This is a genomic window from Thermodesulfobacteriota bacterium (assembly GCA_036397855.1).
Taxonomy (GTDB): Bacteria; Desulfobacterota_D; UBA1144; order Nemesobacterales; family CSP1-2; genus DASWID01.
Genome location: DASWID010000193.1, coordinates 1 through 19,997, shown reverse-complemented (window position 1 = coordinate 19,997; position 19,997 = coordinate 1). Strand labels below are relative to the sequence as shown.

The 19,997-nt window shown below is 40.4% G+C and carries 16 protein-coding genes; 11 read left to right on the top strand and 5 right to left on the bottom strand.

Annotated features, from left to right (window positions below; all coding sequences use genetic code 11):
• Positions 1-271: 271 nt before the first annotated feature.
• Complete coding sequence (locus VGA95_14610; protein ID HEX9667776.1) at positions 272-2,044, top strand: tetratricopeptide repeat protein; 1,773 nt, start codon at positions 272-274, stop codon at positions 2,042-2,044.
• Here the strand turns inward: VGA95_14610 and VGA95_14605 are convergent.
• Entirely contained in the window at positions 2,003-2,860 is an 858-nt protein-coding gene (locus tag VGA95_14605; GenBank protein ID HEX9667775.1) for a decaprenyl-phosphate phosphoribosyltransferase, read from the bottom strand. The genes VGA95_14610 and VGA95_14605 overlap by 42 nt on opposite strands.
• 66 nt (positions 2,861-2,926) lie before the next feature.
• Between VGA95_14605 and VGA95_14600 the strand changes: the two genes are divergently transcribed.
• The 3 genes from VGA95_14600 (at position 2,927) to nifS (ending at position 5,551) form a co-directional block, all read left to right on the top strand.
• Positions 2,927-3,610, top strand: coding sequence for a glycerophosphodiester phosphodiesterase family protein (locus tag VGA95_14600; GenBank protein HEX9667774.1), 684 nt, complete (start codon positions 2,927-2,929; stop codon positions 3,608-3,610).
• Between the two features lie 61 nt (positions 3,611-3,671).
• On the top strand, positions 3,672-4,367 hold the full coding sequence (epsC, locus tag VGA95_14595) for a serine O-acetyltransferase EpsC (GenBank protein HEX9667773.1): 696 nt from the start codon (positions 3,672-3,674) through the stop codon (positions 4,365-4,367).
• Between the two features lie 2 nt (positions 4,368-4,369).
• On the top strand, positions 4,370-5,551 hold the full coding sequence (gene nifS / locus VGA95_14590) for a cysteine desulfurase NifS (protein ID HEX9667772.1): 1,182 nt from the start codon (positions 4,370-4,372) through the stop codon (positions 5,549-5,551).
• Between the two features lie 179 nt (positions 5,552-5,730).
• Here nifS and argC read toward each other — a convergent pair whose 3' ends face one another.
• Entirely contained in the window at positions 5,731-6,771 is a 1,041-nt protein-coding gene (gene argC, locus VGA95_14585) for an N-acetyl-gamma-glutamyl-phosphate reductase (GenBank protein HEX9667771.1), read from the bottom strand.
• A gap of 178 nt (positions 6,772-6,949) precedes the next feature.
• Between argC and gap the strand changes: the two genes are divergently transcribed.
• The 3 genes from gap (at position 6,950) to VGA95_14570 (ending at position 10,464) form a co-directional block, all read left to right on the top strand.
• A complete protein-coding gene (gene gap, locus VGA95_14580; protein HEX9667770.1) occupies positions 6,950-7,957 on the top strand; it encodes a type I glyceraldehyde-3-phosphate dehydrogenase in 1,008 nt (335 codons plus the stop codon).
• Positions 7,957-9,186 carry a phosphoglycerate kinase gene (locus VGA95_14575; GenBank protein HEX9667769.1) on the top strand — a complete coding sequence of 410 codons (1,230 nt, stop codon included), beginning with the start codon at positions 7,957-7,959 and terminating at the stop codon, positions 9,184-9,186. The genes gap and VGA95_14575 overlap by 1 nt, the downstream gene beginning before the upstream one ends.
• Positions 9,187-9,369: 183 nt before the next feature.
• Positions 9,370-10,464 (top strand): class I fructose-bisphosphate aldolase, encoded by a 1,095-nt coding sequence (locus tag VGA95_14570; protein HEX9667768.1) that lies wholly within the window; start codon positions 9,370-9,372, stop codon positions 10,462-10,464.
• A gap of 139 nt (positions 10,465-10,603) precedes the next feature.
• On the opposite strand, the gene fbp is transcribed toward VGA95_14570, so the two are convergent.
• The gene (fbp, locus tag VGA95_14565) at positions 10,604-11,641 is read right to left on the bottom strand and encodes a class 1 fructose-bisphosphatase (GenBank protein ID HEX9667767.1); all 1,038 of its coding nucleotides are present in this window, start codon (positions 11,639-11,641) and stop codon (positions 10,604-10,606) included.
• Positions 11,642-11,757: 116 nt separating this feature from the next.
• Positions 11,758-12,372, bottom strand: coding sequence for a CvpA family protein (locus VGA95_14560; protein HEX9667766.1), 615 nt, complete (start codon positions 12,370-12,372; stop codon positions 11,758-11,760).
• Between the two features lie 172 nt (positions 12,373-12,544).
• Between VGA95_14560 and VGA95_14555 the strand changes: the two genes are divergently transcribed.
• Together VGA95_14555 and VGA95_14550 are read left to right on the top strand one after the other, a co-directional pair.
• The gene (locus VGA95_14555) at positions 12,545-13,525 is read left to right on the top strand and encodes a polyprenyl synthetase family protein (GenBank protein HEX9667765.1); all 981 of its coding nucleotides are present in this window, start codon (positions 12,545-12,547) and stop codon (positions 13,523-13,525) included.
• Between the two features lie 46 nt (positions 13,526-13,571).
• A complete protein-coding gene (locus VGA95_14550) occupies positions 13,572-15,221 on the top strand; it encodes a methylmalonyl-CoA mutase family protein (protein HEX9667764.1) in 1,650 nt (549 codons plus the stop codon).
• Between the two features lie 19 nt (positions 15,222-15,240).
• Here the strand turns inward: VGA95_14550 and rimI are convergent, their stop codons facing one another.
• Positions 15,241-15,735, bottom strand: coding sequence for a ribosomal protein S18-alanine N-acetyltransferase (gene rimI / locus VGA95_14545; protein HEX9667763.1), 495 nt, complete (start codon positions 15,733-15,735; stop codon positions 15,241-15,243).
• Between the two features lie 182 nt (positions 15,736-15,917).
• On the opposite strand from rimI, the gene VGA95_14540 reads away from it, so the two are divergent.
• Complete coding sequence (locus VGA95_14540) at positions 15,918-18,164, top strand: FTR1 family protein (GenBank protein ID HEX9667762.1); 2,247 nt, start codon at positions 15,918-15,920, stop codon at positions 18,162-18,164.
• Positions 18,165-18,248: 84 nt separating this feature from the next.
• The gene (gene queC / locus VGA95_14535) at positions 18,249-18,923 is read left to right on the top strand and encodes a 7-cyano-7-deazaguanine synthase QueC (protein HEX9667761.1); all 675 of its coding nucleotides are present in this window, start codon (positions 18,249-18,251) and stop codon (positions 18,921-18,923) included.
• Positions 18,924-19,997 lie beyond the last annotated feature (1,074 nt).

Here is a 19,997-nt window from a genome sequence, read left to right as displayed (position 1 = left end):
GCAATTTTTGGAAGACCGTTCACGTCGTCCAAAAGATCGATGACATGGAAACCCATCGGGACAGGAATGTCCCGACTATCCATAATAAATACCGTCATCAATAAAGATAGGCGGGGTTTTCCAACCCCGCACGGATGAAACATAAGGAATGAGAACGTAATGGTCTCGGCTCGCAACGACATGTATAGAGAAACCCTGGTGCTGGGAATTATTAAGCTATTCGAGATTATCCCTGCTATTTCGCAATTACCAAAATGATATAATCTATTAAATGAACCTGATCACAAATAAAGCGACGGCTGCTTTACTGTTATTTCTAATTTCCTTTTTTTTATACTCGCCCTCACTCAGAAACGATTTTGTATGGGATGATATTGAGGTTATTCAAAAGAGCTATCATAGTTTTAAAGCATCACGTATTAACAACATATTATTCCCTGAGGCAAAACAGAACAAAACCCAACGCTACTTTAGACCCATAATCTATGTATCAATCGTTACAGACCGTGAGTTATGGGGAATAAATCCTTTCGGTTTCCACCTGAGTAATCTCCTACTCAATTCTATCTCCACAATGCTTCTTTACTTTTTACTGCTTCTCATTTTTGCGAAGTTTTCAGTAGAAGGAAAAGAATCTATATCCTTTTTCACCGCCCTACTCTTCGCGGTCTATCCGATGCATGTAGAATCGGTCTCCTGGATAGCGGGAAGGACTGATATTCTCTGCAGCATTTTTTTCATCCTTGCATTAATCCTTCATATTGAATCTTATCATACCATTTCGCTTCTGATACTGACGGCGCTCAGCTTTTCCCTTTCTCTTCTTTCGAAAGAAGTCGCTTTATCGTTCCCGGTTGTGGTGATTTCGTTCGACCTCTTAACCCGAAGGATAAGAAATCCATACAACATATTACGATACACAGTTTACATCTCGCTTGCCCTGCTTTACTTATACTTGCGGGGAAGGGCATACATTAATCCTATTGAAGTTACGGATGAAAATATCCATCAGATAGCAGAAGGTAAATATTATTTTTTCAACATAATTAAAACGCTTAAGGTCCTTTCAAGCTCTTTCTTTTTCTATATTAGCAAACTGGTTTTCCCCTTCGATTTCAATGCTTTTATTACTTCGGTACCAGACGAATTCTACTACTTCATTTTCTCAATAACGACGATTTTGCTGTTATTCGTCGTCGCCGTGATCTCCATAAAACAGGGGAAAGGTTTAATTGCCTTCTTTGTGATCTGGATTTTCGTAACACTTGCACCATCGGCTATTGTTTCAGTCACAAATTTAGCCTCCGCACCCCTAGCAGAGAGATACCTATATATTCCATCGGCAGGTTACTGCATGATTGTCGGTTATCTACTATTTGAAGTGGCGAAAAGAATTGGCAAAAAGAAGATCGCCTTTGCGCCGATCATAATATTAATTTCAATCTATCTATTTTTTACTCTTCAAAGACAGTACGTGTGGAAAGATAATTTGTCACTCTGGAAAGACACTGCATTCAAATCATATTATCATGCACTACCGCATTCGAATTATGGATATGCACTGGAAAAAGCTGGCAGGACCGATGGCGCTATAAAGCAATATGAAATAGCCCTTGATCCAAGTGTCAGTGACTCAAATAGAGGTAGGGCAATTACTGCAACAAATCTGGGAGTCCTATATCTCAATAAAGAAGATTATGCAAATGCGGAGAGGTGGTTTGGGAAAGCCTTAAAGTATGATCCAACTTACGGAAGGCCATATTATCACATGGGTCTTTTACACTACATAAAGGGTGAATTAACAAACTCAGACTCAGAATATAGAATAGCGGCAAGATACCTAGAAAAGACCTTTGAGATATATCGGTATTATCCAAAGGCAGATCTACTATTTGCGAAAGTTTACTTCAACCTCGGTAACAATGACAAAGCAAAACGGCACGCTAAAAAGGCTTTACAAGGCGGTCTGAGCGAAGCTTTATCCAAAGAAGCCATGGAAATCCTAAATATAAATGATGATAAAAGTAATCAAAAACCAAATTAAAACACAAACCAATAGCCATTTGTCATTGAAAAAGGACTCTGTGGGATCACCCATTTTCAAAGTTTTTACCAAATACAGGTAACGGATGACGCCAAAGCATACGAACGGAATTGTCATCAAAAACCCCCAAGTCCCCCTGCTAAAAGAATAGAGAGAATAGGAAACGATTGCAGCTATCCCGAGGAATACCAAAATCAGATCAAGATGCACCGCCTTGTATCGTGCTAGAACCTCCCTGAATCTATTTTCTCCTTCTTGCGATCCAAGCTCAAAACGCCTCTTTCCAAATGCGAGGAGTAGAGAGAGTATTACGGTCATGATTATAAGCCACGATGAGACATTAACCGAAGAAGCAGCTCCTCCGGCCTCAACCCTCAGCAAGAAACCGATAGCAATGCTGACGGCATCAACGAACACCATGTACTGAAGAAACAGCGAGTACGCAATGTTAAGAAAAAGATAGACTATAAGAAAAAAGATAAAAGATTTATCGAAACTTAGTGAGAGCACTATCGATACGATAAATGTCAAACAGGCCAAAATTAATGCAGATCTATTATCTAGCGTATCCGAAGCAATTGGGCGAAATTTCTTAGCAGGATGAGCAATGTCCTCTTGCTTATCGAAAATATCGTTTATTATATAAACGGTGGAAGAGGCAAAAGAAAAGGCTATGAATGCTTGAACCATCATTAAAAAAATGTCAAGATTTGAAAACAACACATCGCCAAAAAAGGGAGGAGCAAGAACCAATAGATTTTTTACCCATTGATGTGTCCTGAGAACAAGAAAATAGGTTTTAAACGAACACTTCATAGAGCTATCATTCTACTAATTATTGATCCTATGACAACGATTCTTAACACTCTTTGCTTATAACATATGAATTATTCACTCCAACATAAATTCTTCAAGATAGCCCATCGCGGTGCGAGCGCATATGAACACGAAAATACTCTTCGATCATTTATACTGGCGTTTGACATGAAAGCCGATATGATAGAACTCGATGTCAGGATGTCTAAAGACGGGCATCTTGTGGTTATTCATGATAGTACTGTCGATAGGACTACAAACGGACGTGGTTATGTTAAAGATATGACACTCGCGGAACTAAAGAAACTCGATGCCGGAAAAGGTGAAAAGATACCAACCTTAAAAGAAGTAATCGAAGTTGGCGTAAAAAAAACAAAATTCGCGATTGAAATAAAGGAGCGAGGAACGGGGAAAAAGGCTATAAACCTGATCAAAGAATATAATCTGTTAGATGACGTATTCATTATATCTAGGAACCGGGAATTCCTCAAAAACGTGAAAACTCTGGAAGGCGGTATAAGAACCTGTCTAATCACGGTTTTCTCCTGTACTTCAATAAATTCCGGCAGGGAATCTCTCGCCGATGCTATTGCACCATTTCACGTCTTCATCAGTAAAGGCCTGGTGAAAGAAGCACAGAGGAGTGGTCTTTTTTTATTTACCCGGGTTGTAGACAGCGAAAAAAGGGCTCAATGGATGAAAGATCTAGGAATAAATGGAATAGTTACGAATAGACCGGATATCATGTAGTCACCCCTTGCCACCTTGACTTGCATTCCTTTGTTTCTTATTTTTATTCACAGGATACGATATGGGGATTATCAGAGAAATCAAATCGGATTTTAGGGCAGTATTTGAAAGGGATCCAGCCGCAAGGACTAAATTGGAAGTCATATTCACATGCTCCGGATTTCAAGCAATATTTTTTCATCGCTTAGCACATCGGCTTTGGCAAAAAAGAATGAAACTGATCGGCAAATGCTTATCGCATCTATCTAGATTTACCACGGGTATTGAGATACATCCCGGCGCGAAAATCGGGAATAGCTTCTTTATCGACCATGGGATGGGCGTTGTGATAGGAGAAACGTCTGAGATTGGAGACAACGTGACTATATATCACGGAGTTACTCTTGGCGGTACCAGCTTCACCAGGGGAAAGCGTCATCCAACGATTGAAAATAATGTTACTATTGGCGCAGGCGCAAAAATTTTAGGTCCACTCAAGATTGGGAATAACAGTAAAATCGGAGCAAACTCCGTTGTAATCAAAGACGTACCTCCAAATGCTACGGTCGTCGGAATCCCCGGGAAAATAGTCACAAAGGAAGAATTTCCGGTTTATTCAGGGCTTGAGCACAATAAATTGCCAGACCCGGAAGCACTTATGTTGCAATCGCTGGTAGAACAAGTAAACAACCTTGAAGAAAGAATTAGAACTTTAGAAAACGAACTTAAAGAAACTAAAGAAGAAAACAGGATCTTAAAGATTGTCAAAACAAAGTGAAGATGAGCCTTATTTACCTTGACTATAATGCAACAACGCCGATGGATCCCCGCGCCCTGGAATCGATGATTCCTTACATGCGAGAGTATTATGGCAACCCTTCAAGCATACACTCGTATGGAAGCAAGGCAAAGGCGGCACTGGATGAGTCTAGGGAGCGGGTTTCGGAGCTCATCCGTACAAAGCCTAAAGAGATTGTTTTTACATCAGGCGGAAGCGAGAGCAACAATTCTGCAATAATTGGAGCGGCGTTTGCCCTAAAAGAGAAGGGCAACCATTTAATTACTACGGAGATTGAACATGCATCAATCCTTGAAACCTTTAGGTTCCTGGGCAATCATGGTTTCAAACTAACCCTTCTTGGGGTAGATCACCATGGCCTCATTGATCTGGATGAGCTTCGAGAATCGATAACAGACGAAACTATTCTTGTCTCAGTAATGTTCGCCAACAACGAAACCGGTGTGGTAATGCCAATCAATGAAATTGCAGCTTTAGTCAAGGAAAAAGGAATCATTTTTCACACCGATGCAATACAAGCACTTGGGAAGATGGATATTAACTTGAATGATATCTCTGTCGATATGCTTTCGGTATCATCCCACAAAATCTACGGACCCAAAGGTGTTGGTGCAATATACATAAAAACCGGGCTAAGAATAGATCCATTTATTCACGGCGGAGGACAGGAGAGAGGAAGGCGTTCTGGTACTGAGAATGTACCGGCGATTGTGGGGTTCGGAAAGGCATGCGAGATTGTTAAAGAAGAACTGAAGAGTCAGAAGTCAGAAGTCAGGATAAAGGGGATGAGAGATAGACTTCATAACGGAATTACAGATAAAATCGATTGTCTAAAGCTAAATGGTCATCCTGAGAAAAGGCTTCCTAACACACTAAATCTAAGTTTTGAAGACGTGGAGGGAGAGTCACTGGTCATCAACCTTGACTTAGAAGGAATAGCTGTATCGACAGGTTCTGCATGCTCTGAAGGAAATGTTGATCCATCCCACGTTCTCCTCGCTATGGGTTTATCCAAGCAACAAGCGTCGTCGTCGATTAGATTCAGCTTTGGTAGGTTTAATGAAGAGAAGGATGTTGACAGGGTTCTTGAGGTTCTGCCCCGGATTGTGGAGAGGATAAGACAAGTTAAAAAGAGTGAGCTAGTTAAAAAGATAAGTGCCTAGAAGTAAATCAGAGCTCAGAGTCTGAAACGAATTCAGAACGACATAACCACCATCCCCCAACCTGAAATTTATCATTACTCCACCACGAGGCATAATCCATTACCGCTAATCGACAATAAAATGAGCCCAAAATGAGTTACCCTATAACTTTGGTCAACTCGACAACTTGCACTGACTCCCTACGGAAAAACCGGCGGGAAATCAAGCCCCAGTGATTCTTCAAATTCCATCATAACGTTCATATTTTGAATGGCCTGACCGGATGCTCCTTTAACCAGATTATCTATAACAGAAATAATAATAGCCGTCTTGTTCATCGGATTTGATTTAATTCCAATATCACAGAAGTTAGATCCCCTCACCTCGCCAGTCGCTGGATAATTGTTTTCGTTTCTGATCCTTATAAATCTTTGACCATCATAGAAATTGCCATAAATGTCTAACAACTCTTTTGTAGTAACCTCTTCTTTGAGTCTTACATAGATAGTCGAAAGTATTCCCCTATCCATTGGAATTAAATGAGGTGTAAATGTAACCTCAATATCAAGTCCTGAATATTTCGATAAGACTTCATCTATTTCTGGTTTGTGACGATGCTCCCCAATCTTATATGCTCTGACACCCTCATTAACCTCGCAAAAGTGATATGCTAAATCAGGGGACCTGCCAGCACCCGAAACACCCGATTTGGAATCTATGATTATGGAGTCATCCTCTATTAATTTGTTTTTAAGTACCGGTGCTATACCCAGGATTGCGGACTCAGGATAACAACCTGGGTTAGCTATAAGCCTTGCCCTGGCAATCTCAGCCTTATTCAGCTCAGAAATTCCATAGACAGCTTGCGGTAGGAGCTCCGGACAAGGATGATCACCATACCATTTCCTATAATTCTCGTGACTGAGCCTGAAGTCTGCCCCTAAATCCACGATATTGAGCCCTCTGCTTAACAACTCCTTAATGATTGACGCAGACTTGCCATGCGGAAGTGCACAAAAAACAAAATCCAGGTCTTGTGGAATTAAGTTGAGATCGAGAGGCTGAAGTTCTAGATCAATTAACCCCGTCAAATGCGGAAAAACATCCGAAATCTTCCTGCCCGAGTGTTTATCCGCCGTTAAGTATGTTATCTCAATATTTGGGTGAATCAGTAGAAAGCGCAACAGTTCGCTACCCGTATACCCACTTGCTCCGAGCACAGCAACCTTTTTCTTGTCCATGCGAAGTGAAAATATCTGGAAATTATTACAATTACAAGTTTGATTATTTCTCCAGAAAGCGTACGGACGGCACAAACTCAAAAATTCACTGAAAATCTTGACTCAAATGTCATGAAAAGGTACCTTGTATCCAAGGGTATTTTAGTGATTATCGATTGGTTATCGGAGGAATTTCACAATGTCGATTAAGGTAGGCATAAATGGTTTTGGAAGGATCGGTAGACACATTCTCAGAATAGGCCTTCAAAGGAAGGATATAGAATTTGTTGGTATTAATGATATAACCGATGGTAAGGTCCTGTCCCACCTTTTTAAATATGACTCGATTTTTGGCCCGTATAAGGGAGAAGTCAAAACTGAAAACGGTCATATAATAGTCGATGGGAATAACATAAGAGTCTTTACAGAAAGGGATCCCGCGAACATCCCTTGGGAGGATGTTGGAACGGAATTAGTTGCAGAGGCGAGCGGAATTTTTAGGACAAAGGAGGCCGCATCAGCTCATCTTGGCGGTTCTGTGAAGAAGGTAATAATCACTGCTCCCGCAAGCGGTGAAGTTGATTTTACAACGGTCATGGGTGCGAATCACCATCTATATGATCATTCAAAACATAACATAATATCGAACGCATCATGCACGACTAACTGCTTCGGGATGCTCGTAAAAGTTCTCCATGATAATTTCCGAATAAAGAGAGGTGAGATGTCAACAATACATTCATACACCAATGACCAGAGAATCTTGGACGCCCCGCATAAGGACCTAAGAAGAGCGCGCGCGGCTGCATTATCCATAATACCGACGAGTACTGGCGCCGCAAAGGCTATTGAGTTGATATTCCCCGAACTAAAGGGAAAGCTTAGTGCAGTTGCAATGAGGGTGCCAACAGCCGACGTTTCAATGGTTGATTTTAGTTGTGAAGTGGGAAAAACTACCTCGGTCGAGGAAGTCAACGAAAAATTTAAGAAGGCATCTGCCGAAGAACTTAAAGGTTATTTACGGTACGTCGACCAAGAACTAGTCTCAGCAGACTTCATTGGCGATCCACACTCTGCGATCTTCGATTCACCACTCACCAGTGTTGTAGATAGTAACCTTGTTAAAGTCATGGGTTGGTACGACAACGAATATGGATATTCATCGAGGGTGGTTGACTTAATCCAGTTCATAGGACATAGCAAATAGTGGATAAGCTGGTAATCTCCGACCTATCAGAATCTGACTTTGATAACAAGCGTGTATTCGTGAGGGTGGATTTTAACGTTCCCATAAAAGATGGCGCAATCAGTGAGGATTACAGAATTAGAAGAGCAATACCCACGATTGATTTCTTGATTGAAAGAGGAGCAAAAGTAATTCTTGGCTCTCACCTTGGAAGACCGAGGGGCATGGAAATATCAAGCCTTTCATTAAAGCCTATTTCAGTGAGGCTATCTGAACTCTTGGGAAAGCCAGTGAAATTTATGGGAAAGGTAATTGGTGAAGATGTAAACGCTACGGTAGATAAGCTCAAGAAAGGGAACGTTTTACTTCTGGATAATCTTAGATTCCATAAGGAAGAGGATGAAAATGATAAGAAATTTTCAAAGAGACTAGCGTCCCTGGCAGACATATATGTAAATGATGCGTTTGGCACCTCCCATCGAAAGCACGCCTCAACCTTTGGAATGGCATCTTTCTTTGACCTAAGACTAGCAGGTTTCCTAGTAGATAAGGAATTGAGGTTCCTAACGACAATCCGAGAGACTCCCGACCACCCATTTGTAGTCATAGTTGGTGGAGCAAAAATCAAGGACAAGATCAACGCTGTTAAGAATCTCCTCGAAAAGGCAGATAGAGTTTTAATTGGTGGAGGAGTAGCCTACACATTTCTCAAAGCCATGGGTATTAACGTAGGACGTTCAATTACTGAAGACGACATGTTAGACTGGGCAAAGACAGCCTTAAAAATTTACGGAGATAAAATACTGCTGCCTACTGACCACGTTGTTGCAGAGGGTTTTGAAAAAAGAAAAACCTGCATGGTGGTTGATGAAGAAATACCCGGAGAACTTCATGGTTTTGATATAGGGCCAAAAACCGTGGGAAAGTATGCATCCTTCATAAAAGGAAAAGGTGTAATTTTCTGGAATGGTCCCTTGGGAGTTTTTGAAGTTGACGATTTTTCAGCGGGAACCACACACATTGCCCGAGCTGTAGCTCTTGCTACATGGCGTGGAGCGACAACTGTGGCGGGAGGCGGTGAAACCATAGCCGCAATAAGAAAAGCCGAGGTTCTTGATTCAGAAATTACGCACATTTCAACCGGTGGAGGCGCACTGCTAGAGTTCTTAGGGGGCCAAGAGCTTCCGGGGATTTCAATCCTAAATGATAAGCATGATTACAAGGGATTACTTTATTCTGTTACAAATTGATACAAACTATGATGTTCATAGTCAACCTGATATGATATTTTAAGATTCTTAAGTCAATAACTTTATTCATTTTTTCTGACGCTTTTTTTCACCTACCAATTGTTTGAACAACCTAAATATGGAATTTTTTTTCATGTAATGTACTATTTATTTGTATAAGAAAATATTGGTGGGGGGCAAATAATGGCTAAGGCAAAATTAAAGCAAACTATAACGGTTAACGACAACATAGATAGCATCGTCGGAATATTGGGTAATGAGGCCAGTTATCTCTTAGACCATAAGTGTAAAACTATTCCAAAGGGCCAGTTACATCTGCCCGGACCATCTTTTATAGATGAAGTCTTGATCCCCTCCGACAGACCAAACCCAGTATTGAGAAATATGCAGTTGCTTTTCAACAGCGGTCGGTTAGCGGGAACCGGATATCTGTCTATCCTACCTGTCGATCAAGGGATTGAGCATTCAGCAGGTGCTTCTTTCGCGCCAAACCCGATGTACTTTGATCCCGAAAACATAGTTAAACTCGCAATCGAAGGTGGATGTAGCGCGGTTGCTTCCACATTAGGTGTACTTGGATCAGTTGCCAGAAGGTATGCGCACAAGATACCGTTCATTGTCAAAATCAATCACAACGAACTCCTTTCATACCCAAATATTTATGATCAGATACTCTTTGCCAATGTCGATCAAGCATTTCAGATGGGAGCTATCTCCGTAGGAGCAACAATATATTATGGTTCTCCCGAAAGTCATCGCCAAATTCAGGAAATCACCGAGGCATTTAGCTACGCACATACTCTGGGTTTGGTAACAATTCTCTGGGCTTATCTAAGAAACCCGGCTTTTAAAACTAAGGACGCTGATTATCACCTTTCAGCCGACTTAACAGGGCAGGCAAATCACTTGAGTGCTACTATTGAAGCAGACATAGTTAAACAAAAATTAGCCGAAAATAATGGTGGTTATACAGCATTAAATTTCGGCAAAACGGATGAAAGGGTATACACAAAACTTACTTCTGACCATCCAATTGACTTGAATCGCTATCAGGTAATTAATTGTTACATGGGTCGTTCGGGATTAATTAACTCTGGGGGGGCATCCGGGAAAAATGATCTTTATGAAGTAGTGCATACAGCAGTAATTAATAAAAGGGCCGGTGGAATGGGATTGATAACCGGGAGGAAATCCTTTCAGAAGCCAATGAATGAGGGAATAGAACTACTCAACGCAGTCCAGAATGTGTATCTGAGCAAAGAAATTACGGTAGCTTAAGAATTCCAATTATCGTGAAATTAGAGACTAAACACTATTTCCAAAATTGGAAAAACTGAGAAATAGGTAAAGAGAATGGAAGATAAGCTAAATCATGATCCTGCTTCCGGATGGCCGATTCACAATGTAGGACAATCAATCAAGAAACTGCTTTTCTTTTTTCCCCGCTTTCAGAAGAATAAACCCCCATAAATTCTTCCGCTTTTAAAACCATTTCTCTCGAACCAATAAAAATTGGAGTTCTCTGATGCAACTCATTAACCTCTTTATTCAAGATTCGATTGAATCCATCCGATGCCATCCCCCCCGCCTGTTCTACGATATAAGACATCGGATTGCATTCATAAAGAAGTCTTAATTTCCCATAAGGGGAATCCTTTGTTGCAGGATAAATAAAAATTCCTCCAGTTATTAAATTCCTGTGTATATCTGCTACCATCGAACCGATATATCTTAATGAATACGGACGTCCGGTAGATATATCATCTTCAACACAATAGTTGATATACTGTTTTACCCCCGTTGGAAAACTAGAATAATACCCCTGGTTAATCGAATATGTTTTTGCTGTTGTTGGTATTTTCATATCTGGATGAGAAAGACAAAATTCACCAATCGAAGGGTCTAAGGTGAATCCATTAACACCCTTACCCGTTGTGTAAACAAGCATAGTAGACGAGCCGTATATGATATAGCCCGCGGCGGCCTGTTCTGACCCTTTTTGTAGAAAATCACCGATCGTACACATCCCCAAAGGAGAAATACTCCTATAAATTGAAAAAATGGTGCCGACAGAAACATTTACATCTATGTTTGAAGAACCATCTAATGGGTCAAGAGAAACAACATATTTTGCATTCTTTGATATTTCATCATCAAATGTGATGAATTCCTTATTTTCCTCCGATGCAATGCCACAACACTGTCCTCCTAATCTTAAGGCGGCGATAAACCTTCTGTTTGCAAAGACATCGAGCTTTTTAACTTCCTCTCCTTGTATATTCGTGGTTCCTGCGCTGCCTAATATATCAACTAATCCCGCCTTATTCACTTCCCTATTGACAACCTTCGCGCCTAGTCCAATGTCCCTTAGCAGCCGAGATAACTCACCCTGTGCATAGGAGAAATCAGTTTGTCTTCTGATGATAAATTCATCTAATGTCTCAATTCCAATCATAAAGGTTATATTACCTAAAATATCTAGGGTGAGAAAACATATTTTTAGATAGCAATTCTATAAAGCGTCATAAAACACCTATCATTTCAATCCAGAATGGTGTTCTCTACTACAAGTTACTTCTTATTATTAATTTCTTTTGGCTTACCGTTATCCTCTTTGAAAACATCTTTAACACTTTCAGTATTTGTGACCCTTAAGATGGCTTTCATGCCCTCTTTCTGGATAACCTTTCTTGTATTTTGCAAATGATTTTTAAAGTCATCAGGAATGGTGCTCCTGATGATCTCGAAAGTTACATCAATATAAGGAACTACAACCGAGTCCTTAAGAGGTGGCTCATCCTCAGAGTAAAAAAATTCCAAGCAGGAAATCAAGAAAAAAATTACAATTACACCTATCACCATGCCCAAAAATCCCCCCGCCATCCTATCTATTAAGCTTAAATGAAGGGTGCCTACTAGTTTTGTAAGCAACCAGGCAATCAGTTGAATTACTATATAGATCGCTAGGGTGATAATGAAGAATCCGGCTACGCTGGCAATAGATTCATTTCCAATCAACCCCTTTTTTACCAAAAAGACTCCAGCAATCTCGTAGAACATCACGCCTAAGATTATCCCCACGACAATTGCCAGAAATGATAATGTCCCTTTAATAAATCCCCGTTTAATACCTATAAGCGCAAAAAGAGCTATGATTACTAGAATTGCTATGTCTAACCAGGTCATCAATTATGCGAAATTAGTAATTCTTAAGGTTCTAAGGTCGTTATATCCCTTTTGAACAATCTTACATCCTACTCCTAAAATCATACATTAACACAAGACCGAATCAAATCGATTTGATCTTTAGTATCAACCGCTTTGACTTCTCCAACATGTTCAGATAATTTAAAGCGGAATGGATTTTTCCAATATTGTCGGGGTCATTTCAGCTGACTTAGAAGAAGTTGAAAAGGAAATCGACGATAATATTAACTCGCCGGTTCCACTTGTTTATCAGATATCAAAATATCTACTCGGCAGCGGGGGAAAACGGATCCGGCCTTCTGTTCTAATCCTATCGAGTGGTGCATGCGGTCTGGAGAACGGTGGGAATAGGATCACTTCGGCAGCCGCGCTTGAACTCATCCACACTGCATCGCTTCTTCACGACGACGTAGTTGACGACGCCAATCTACGGAGAGGTAGAATTTCTTCAAACAGATTGTGGGGAAACAAAGCCAGTGTGCTCGTGGGCGATTTTATGCTTGCAAGAGCGCTCGGGTTAATACAGTCGTGTGGTAATTTAGAACTGATAAGGGTTGTCACAGATGCTGCAGCAAAGCTTGCCGAAGGACAGGTACTTGAGGTCATGAGTGGATTAAATATGATCGATGTCTCCGAGGAAGTATGCTTTGGAATAATAGAAAACAAAACCGCTTCGTTGATAGAAAGCTGCGGGAAAGTAGGTGCAATCCTCGCAGGGGCAACGCAAGAAGTGAAGGAAACTATAGGCGAATTCTGCTTTAATTTAGGCATCGCTTTTCAGCTTGTCGATGATGCTCTTGACTACTCAGCTGACGAAAACGAAATTGGCAAGGAAGTGGGCCATGACTTACATGAAAAGAAGATGACGCTTCCACTCGCCTATGCGCTGCGAGATGCTACTCATGGAGAAAAATCAAAAGTAATGAATTTATTACAAAACAATCATTTAAATAACGAAGACCTACTGGTTATTCTTGATGTCGTAAATAAATACAATGGTGTGCGACAAACAAAAAATGCCGCTAGAATTTTCGCTAATAAAGCAAAAAAGGCAATACTATGCTTGCCTGATAATAACTATAAAAAATCCCTCGACCTTCTCGCAGACTACATAGTAGAAAGGAGAAAATAGTCATCGAACTTATATCATTTATCTCAAAAATTAAGGAATAGAAAGCATGGCAGGTAAAAAGAAAGATTGGGAAGAGAGAGTTAAAAACGAGTTGAAGGAAAGAAAAAAAGTTTTTACCACCCAATCAGGAATTAACTTGGATAGACTATACACCCCGGAAGATACAAGAGACATAGATTATGAAGAAAAAATTGGATACCCTGGCGAATATCCATTTACCCGCGGTGTTCAACCGACGATGTATCGTGGAAGATTGTGGACGATGCGACAATATGCCGGCTTTGGAACAGCAGAAGAAACAAACAAAAGATTTAAGTACCTTCTTGAACAGGGACAAACCGGGTTAAGTGTCGCGTTCGACCTTCCCACGCAGATGGGTTACGATTCCGATGACCCAATCAGCAAGGGAGAAGTCGGAAGGGTTGGCGTGGCAATAGATTCTCTAGAGGACATGGAAATCCTTTTTGACGGGATTCCACTCGGAGAAGTGAGCACTTCAATGACAATTAACGCTACCGCGTCCATGCTACTTGCAATGTATATGGTGGCAGCAGAAAAACAAGGTGTAAGTTCAGACCGGATCGAGGGTACGGTTCAAAATGACCTGCTTAAGGAATTCATCGCCAGAGGCACTTATATCTTCCCCCCTGGACCCTCTGTGAAAATAACCATAGACATCATGGAGTACTGTCGAGACACTATTCCAAAATGGAATCCCATAAGTGTGAGTGGTTATCATATTAGAGAAGCGGGCTCAACCGCGGTACAAGAATTGGCGTTTATGCTTGCGGATGCAATAGAATATCTGGAGAACGCAAGGAAGAGGGGAATAGATATACAAAAGATAGCGGAGCGTGTTTCATTTTTCTTTGCGGTTCATAACAATTTTCTTGAAGAGGTAGCAAAATACCGCGCTGCCAGAAGGTTATGGGCTAAGATTATGAGGGAGAGATTTAACGTAGAGACCGATAGGGCATGCCTGTTTAGAGTGCACTCGCAAACCTCTGGTGTCACACTTACAGCGCAACAGCCCAGAAACAATATCATGAGAGTGACAATACAGGCACTGGCAGCCGTCCTGGGTGGTACGCAGTCACTCCATACAAACTCTTTTGACGAGGCTCTTGCCCTCCCGTCGGAAGAAGCCGCCACAATTGCTCTTAGGACGCAGCAATTAATCGCGGCCGAAAGTGGGGTTGCCGATACAATTGATCCACTCGGAGGTTCCTATGTCATTGAATCGCTCACAGAAAAAATAGAAAACGATGTAATTGCTTATCTCAGACAGATTGATAAGAGGGGAGGAATGATTAAGTGTATTGAAGATGGATTTATAAACCGTGAAATCGAGGAGGCTTCATACAGGTATCAACTGGATGTTGAAAAAGGGGAGAGAATAATAGTGGGTGTGAATGAATTTACAAGCGCCGACGACGAACCAGTCGAAATTCTTGAAATTAACCCGAAGATTGAAAAAATAAAGAGACAAAAATTAAAAACGTTAAGGGAAAAAAGAGACAACGGCAGGGTAAATTCCGATCTCAAAAATCTTGAAGAAAAAGCAATAGCGAATGAAAATCTTATGCCTTATATAGTAGAAGCAGTTAGGGGCTATGCTACGATCGGAGAGATGACATGTGCTCTCCAAAAGGTCTATGGTAGATATGGGCAAAGCAGCTCGTCGGCAAAAGGTTAAAATGTAAGTTGCTGTAGGTTTAAACTTTAGTCCTGCCAGATTCCAATGGCTTTCCACTATATCCCATATCAAGCTTCATTACCAGTGCATCTTCGCCTGTATCACTGTAGTATTTACGCCTAAAACCAACAGATCTAAAACCAGTTTTCTCGTAGAGTTTTATCGCATTTTTGTTTCTAACCCTGACTTCCAAAATCGCAGACTTTATCCCCTTGTTCGAAAAATAAAGCAGACAGTCATTTAATAGTCCTCGTCCTATTCCCCTCCTCCTATGTTCTGGGTGAACGGCTAAGTTTAGAATATGCACTTCGTCATAGATCTTCCATGCAATGATATAACCAACAACAGTCCCATTGATTTTCGATACGCGCTTATATGACCTCGAAGACTTCAGTTCCATATCAAACACCTGTCTCGGCCAAGGCGTAGGAAAGCTAACTTGCTCTATCGCAATTATTTCATCCAGGTGATGTGGTTCTATTTCTTCGATGTAAAAGCATGATGACGGTATCATACTGGTAGAAAAATTTTACAATCATAATTTAATTAAACAAGTATATTAGACTACCATCATTATGGGTGATAAATTAATTATTCCTTGACACGCCTCTAAGTTATGTTAATCTCAAAGCAAAATTAAAATTGATTACTATTTTCAATTTCTTCTCGATTTGGATCTTTAACTGAATTTGTTTAATGTTGAGGGATAACAAAGGCATTTCTATCAAATTTCGGATGGGTTTATTCAACCTATTTCCCAGTTCTAGGGTATTTAGTTTCCTCTTTATCGCTAGCATATTGGTTTTCCTCGCAGCCGGTGTCTCAATCGCAGATGATGAAGCTGAAAGAATATTATCTCTAGTAGATTACATAGGAGGCGACTACAAAAATGCTGTGCATGACGGAAAAATAGTGAATCATAATGAATATAATGAGATGGTTGGATTCTCTAATGATGCAATTCACCTTTTTGAAAAACTTAACGCTTCAAGTCTTGATAAATCCAGAACATTGGCCGATCTGGAACTGCTGAATCGAAAAATAGCAAATAAATCTCCCGTAAACGAAATTGAAGCTTTATCGAATGAAATCAAAGATAAACTCATATCGGATTATGAAATACTCCCATATCCTCAAAATCACCCATCTCTAATCGCCGGGAGGGAGTTATATGTTAAAAATTGCTCCCAGTGCCATGGCATACTTGGCTATGGTGACGGTCCATTGGCTTCCACTCTTAATCCACCTCCTATGAATTTTACAGACATGAGCTCAACAGCGACGCTATCCCCATTCAAGATCTATAACACCATGAGTTTTGGCATACAAGGTACAAAAATGCCTAATTTCCCCAACATTTCGGACAAAGAAAAATGGAATTTAGCATTTTACGTTATGACATTAGGCATAAATGAAAAAGACGGTACAGACGGTAGCGGATCGGTTCTAGACAAACTTCCAAGTGAACTTAAGGATTACAAAATTCTTTCCACACTCACAAATGACGACATTGGAAGAATTTTAGAAACAAGTAACAAAGCTAAAGTCGATAAACAAAAGACGATCTCCTATGTGAGACTAGGAATAATCGAAGACTCGAGCCTAAAGAATAACTCTCTACTAAATACACGCACAATCCTCGCAAACTCTCTCGAACTATACAAACAAGGAAAAAAGGAAGAAGCGTATAAAGAAGCCCTAGATGCGTACTTCGAGGGTTTTGAAATGGTAGAACCCAGCCTTGCATTAAAAGATAGGGACATCACCTTTAAAATTGAAACAAAGTTTTCTGAATTTAGGGAAGCAATCAAAGAAGGAAATTCCATTGAAAGAGTAGAGAACCTGTATCGAGACATTACAAATGAACTTTCAAGGGCTTCCCTTATTCTTGAAAATGGCAAACCTGTAGGCAACCTGCTTTCATTCACTAACTCATTGGCAATCATCTTACGCGAAGGCCTTGAAGCTATTTTGATCATCGCAGCCGTTTTAGCTTTTCTGTCTGCAACCGGTATGAGAAACGCCATTAAATATGTCCACCTGGGTTGGATCCTTGCTCTTGCAGCAGGCCTGATTACGTGGGTTATAGCAAAAACTATAATAACAATAAGTGGTGCTCAACGTGAAATGATCGAGGGTGTCACTTCTCTAGTTGCGGCTGCGGTTCTCTTTTACGTTAGCTATTGGCTAATTACAAAAATTGAAGTCAAAAAGTGGAAAGAATTCATTCAGGGAAAAGTACAGAAGGCCATTTCCAAAAAAAGCGTATTTGCACTTGCCAGTGTCTCTTTCTTTGCAGTTTATAGGGAAGCATTCGAAACAGTTCTATTTTATCAGGCACTTTGGTATCAAGCCGACAACTCTAAGAATGCAATACTTTGGGGATTGATTTTTGGTGTTGCGATGCTCATAGTTCTTGTATTTGCGATTTTTAAACTTGCTATAAGAATACCGCTCAAATACTTTTTTACTATCACAAGCTTCTTCCTGTACTTCCTGTGCTTCATCTTAATAGGAAAGGGTATAAGAGGATTTCAAGAGGCGGGTATAATCGGGATTAAGTCGATTAACTTTATTCCCCAAGTTGATATAATTGGTATTTACCCAACTGTCGAAACATCAATTCCGCAAGGGGTCTTAATAATTGCTTTTGTTGCGGCACTCATCTGGCTTGGCTATGTAAAGAAGGAGAAGGAAAAAAAGGAAATTGTCATAAGTGTATCCAGGATTTCAGAGGATATGAAGTTAATGCACGAATCCTTTGAACACATCAAGAATCATATCATTGAGTGGAAGAGGTGTGAGGACATCGACATCGAAGCCGAAGAGCTTGACAATCAAATTCAGGGCGTGATTAGCCATGTTGACAATCTAGAACATAAGTTATCGGACTTTTATGATATTGTCTCAAAGAATAAGGAAACCCTTAGTAAAACTCACTGATTAAATCTCATTAGCTCTTTTCAGTTCACATAAAACTATCCCTTGTTCCAATCATTTTAAGCATTTAATATTATTTCAGTAATAATGAATGAGAAAGCTGTAGTCATTGCATCCGGAGGGATCGACAGCTCAACCCTTCTTTTTAAAACGGTTACCGAGAATTACAAAACTTATGCACTTACGTTTATTTATGGACAGAAACACAGAAAAGAGATCGATTCCGCAAAATGGATATGCGAGCGGTTAAAGGTCTCACATAAGATCTTAGATCTATCAGTATTGAAGGACATTCTTTCGGGCTCTGCCCTAACGGATTCAAGTATTGCCATCCCAGAGGTTCCCGCAGAAGTTTTACATTATGATACCTTAAAAACTACTATCGTTCCCAATAGAAATTCGATTTTCCTATCTATAGCAATCGGATATGCAGTAAGTATCGGAGCTAACCGTGTATTCTTTGGAGCGCATCATTCTGATAGGGGGGTTTATCCAGATTGCAGGCCTGAGTTTGTCGACGCCTTTCAATCGGCAGAAAGGCTTGCCAACGACAATCCCGATTTAACAGTTAATGCACCATTTGCACATATGGACAAATCGCAAATCGTAAAACTGGGCGCTGAACTCGGGGTACCCTTTGGAGAAACTTGGTCATGTTATAGAGGCGAGGATTTACACTGCGGAGTATGTAGCTCATGCCGAGAGAGAAAAAGGGCCTTTACTCAGTCGGGGGTCTCAGATCCCACTCATTATGAAAGGTAATTTCGAACAAAGCAATGTGAGAAATCTTTCTTTCCTTTATTGCTAGTGAAAAAGTGAAATTATCAAAGTTATCACAATAATCAAATAAGCAAAGCCTGCCCCCGCTCAGATTCCATTCATGCGTCATTGCGAGAAGCCAGTCTTCGAAGCAATCTCCTATTCAACCCCCCTACCCTTCATTCCCCTTTCATTATTCGAATCATTCCACCAGTCCTTCAATACCACCCTCCGTTCACCCTAAGTTGTGAGCCTTGAGCTTAGTCGAAAGGTCGAACTATCGAAGAGCCAAAGGGCCTGTATTGAGCAAAGTCGAAGAACGTATCGGGAATCCATAAGGAGGTCATTGCTGTAGATGTTAGCTATTTTGTGGACAAAATCCAAACAGTATAAATTTCCTGGAAATTTACTCATCTGTCATCCTCGAATGTTTTAATCTGGGATCCATCGTTAAATTTTTTATTTTCTTTGTCTTGATACAAAGAAACAAAAATCAAGGGCTGACAAAAAACGTTTGCGTATCGAGCGAATGCGAGATATCTATTACTATAATTAATTAGTTCTCTCAGTCACTTTGTTCCTTCGAGATGACAAAAATAATTGTCACTTTTTTTGACGCTTCCGGAATTGATTTTGGCAATTTTTTGAATGCCCATTCAAGATGTAAGATACGGTTCCCGAAGGAAGGACGTGGACGTGTCAGGCCTTGACATGAGACTTAATCGGCTGAATACATAACTTGTTTTTATAGGAAAATGGAAAAGCGGTTAGTACTCGTATTAATCTTATTTTTATTCTACCCCGCGCGATTTTTTAAATTGTCTTTATTACTTGCCCCACCATGAGCTTCGTCCTACTTGTCCTCCTTCTTTTCGTGTAAGTAACCCAATTCTTCAAGTGATTGGCAGGAGATCGCCGCAGGGCTTTGCCCTTCGCGATGACAAATGACGGCAGGTGGAGAATTGTTGCTGTAAAATTTAGAGAGAAAGGCAATATGTTTTAATTCCCTAAGAATTATATGGAAATAAATTCATTCGTAGTGAGTCCACATGCGTATAATTTTTACCGTCTTTATAT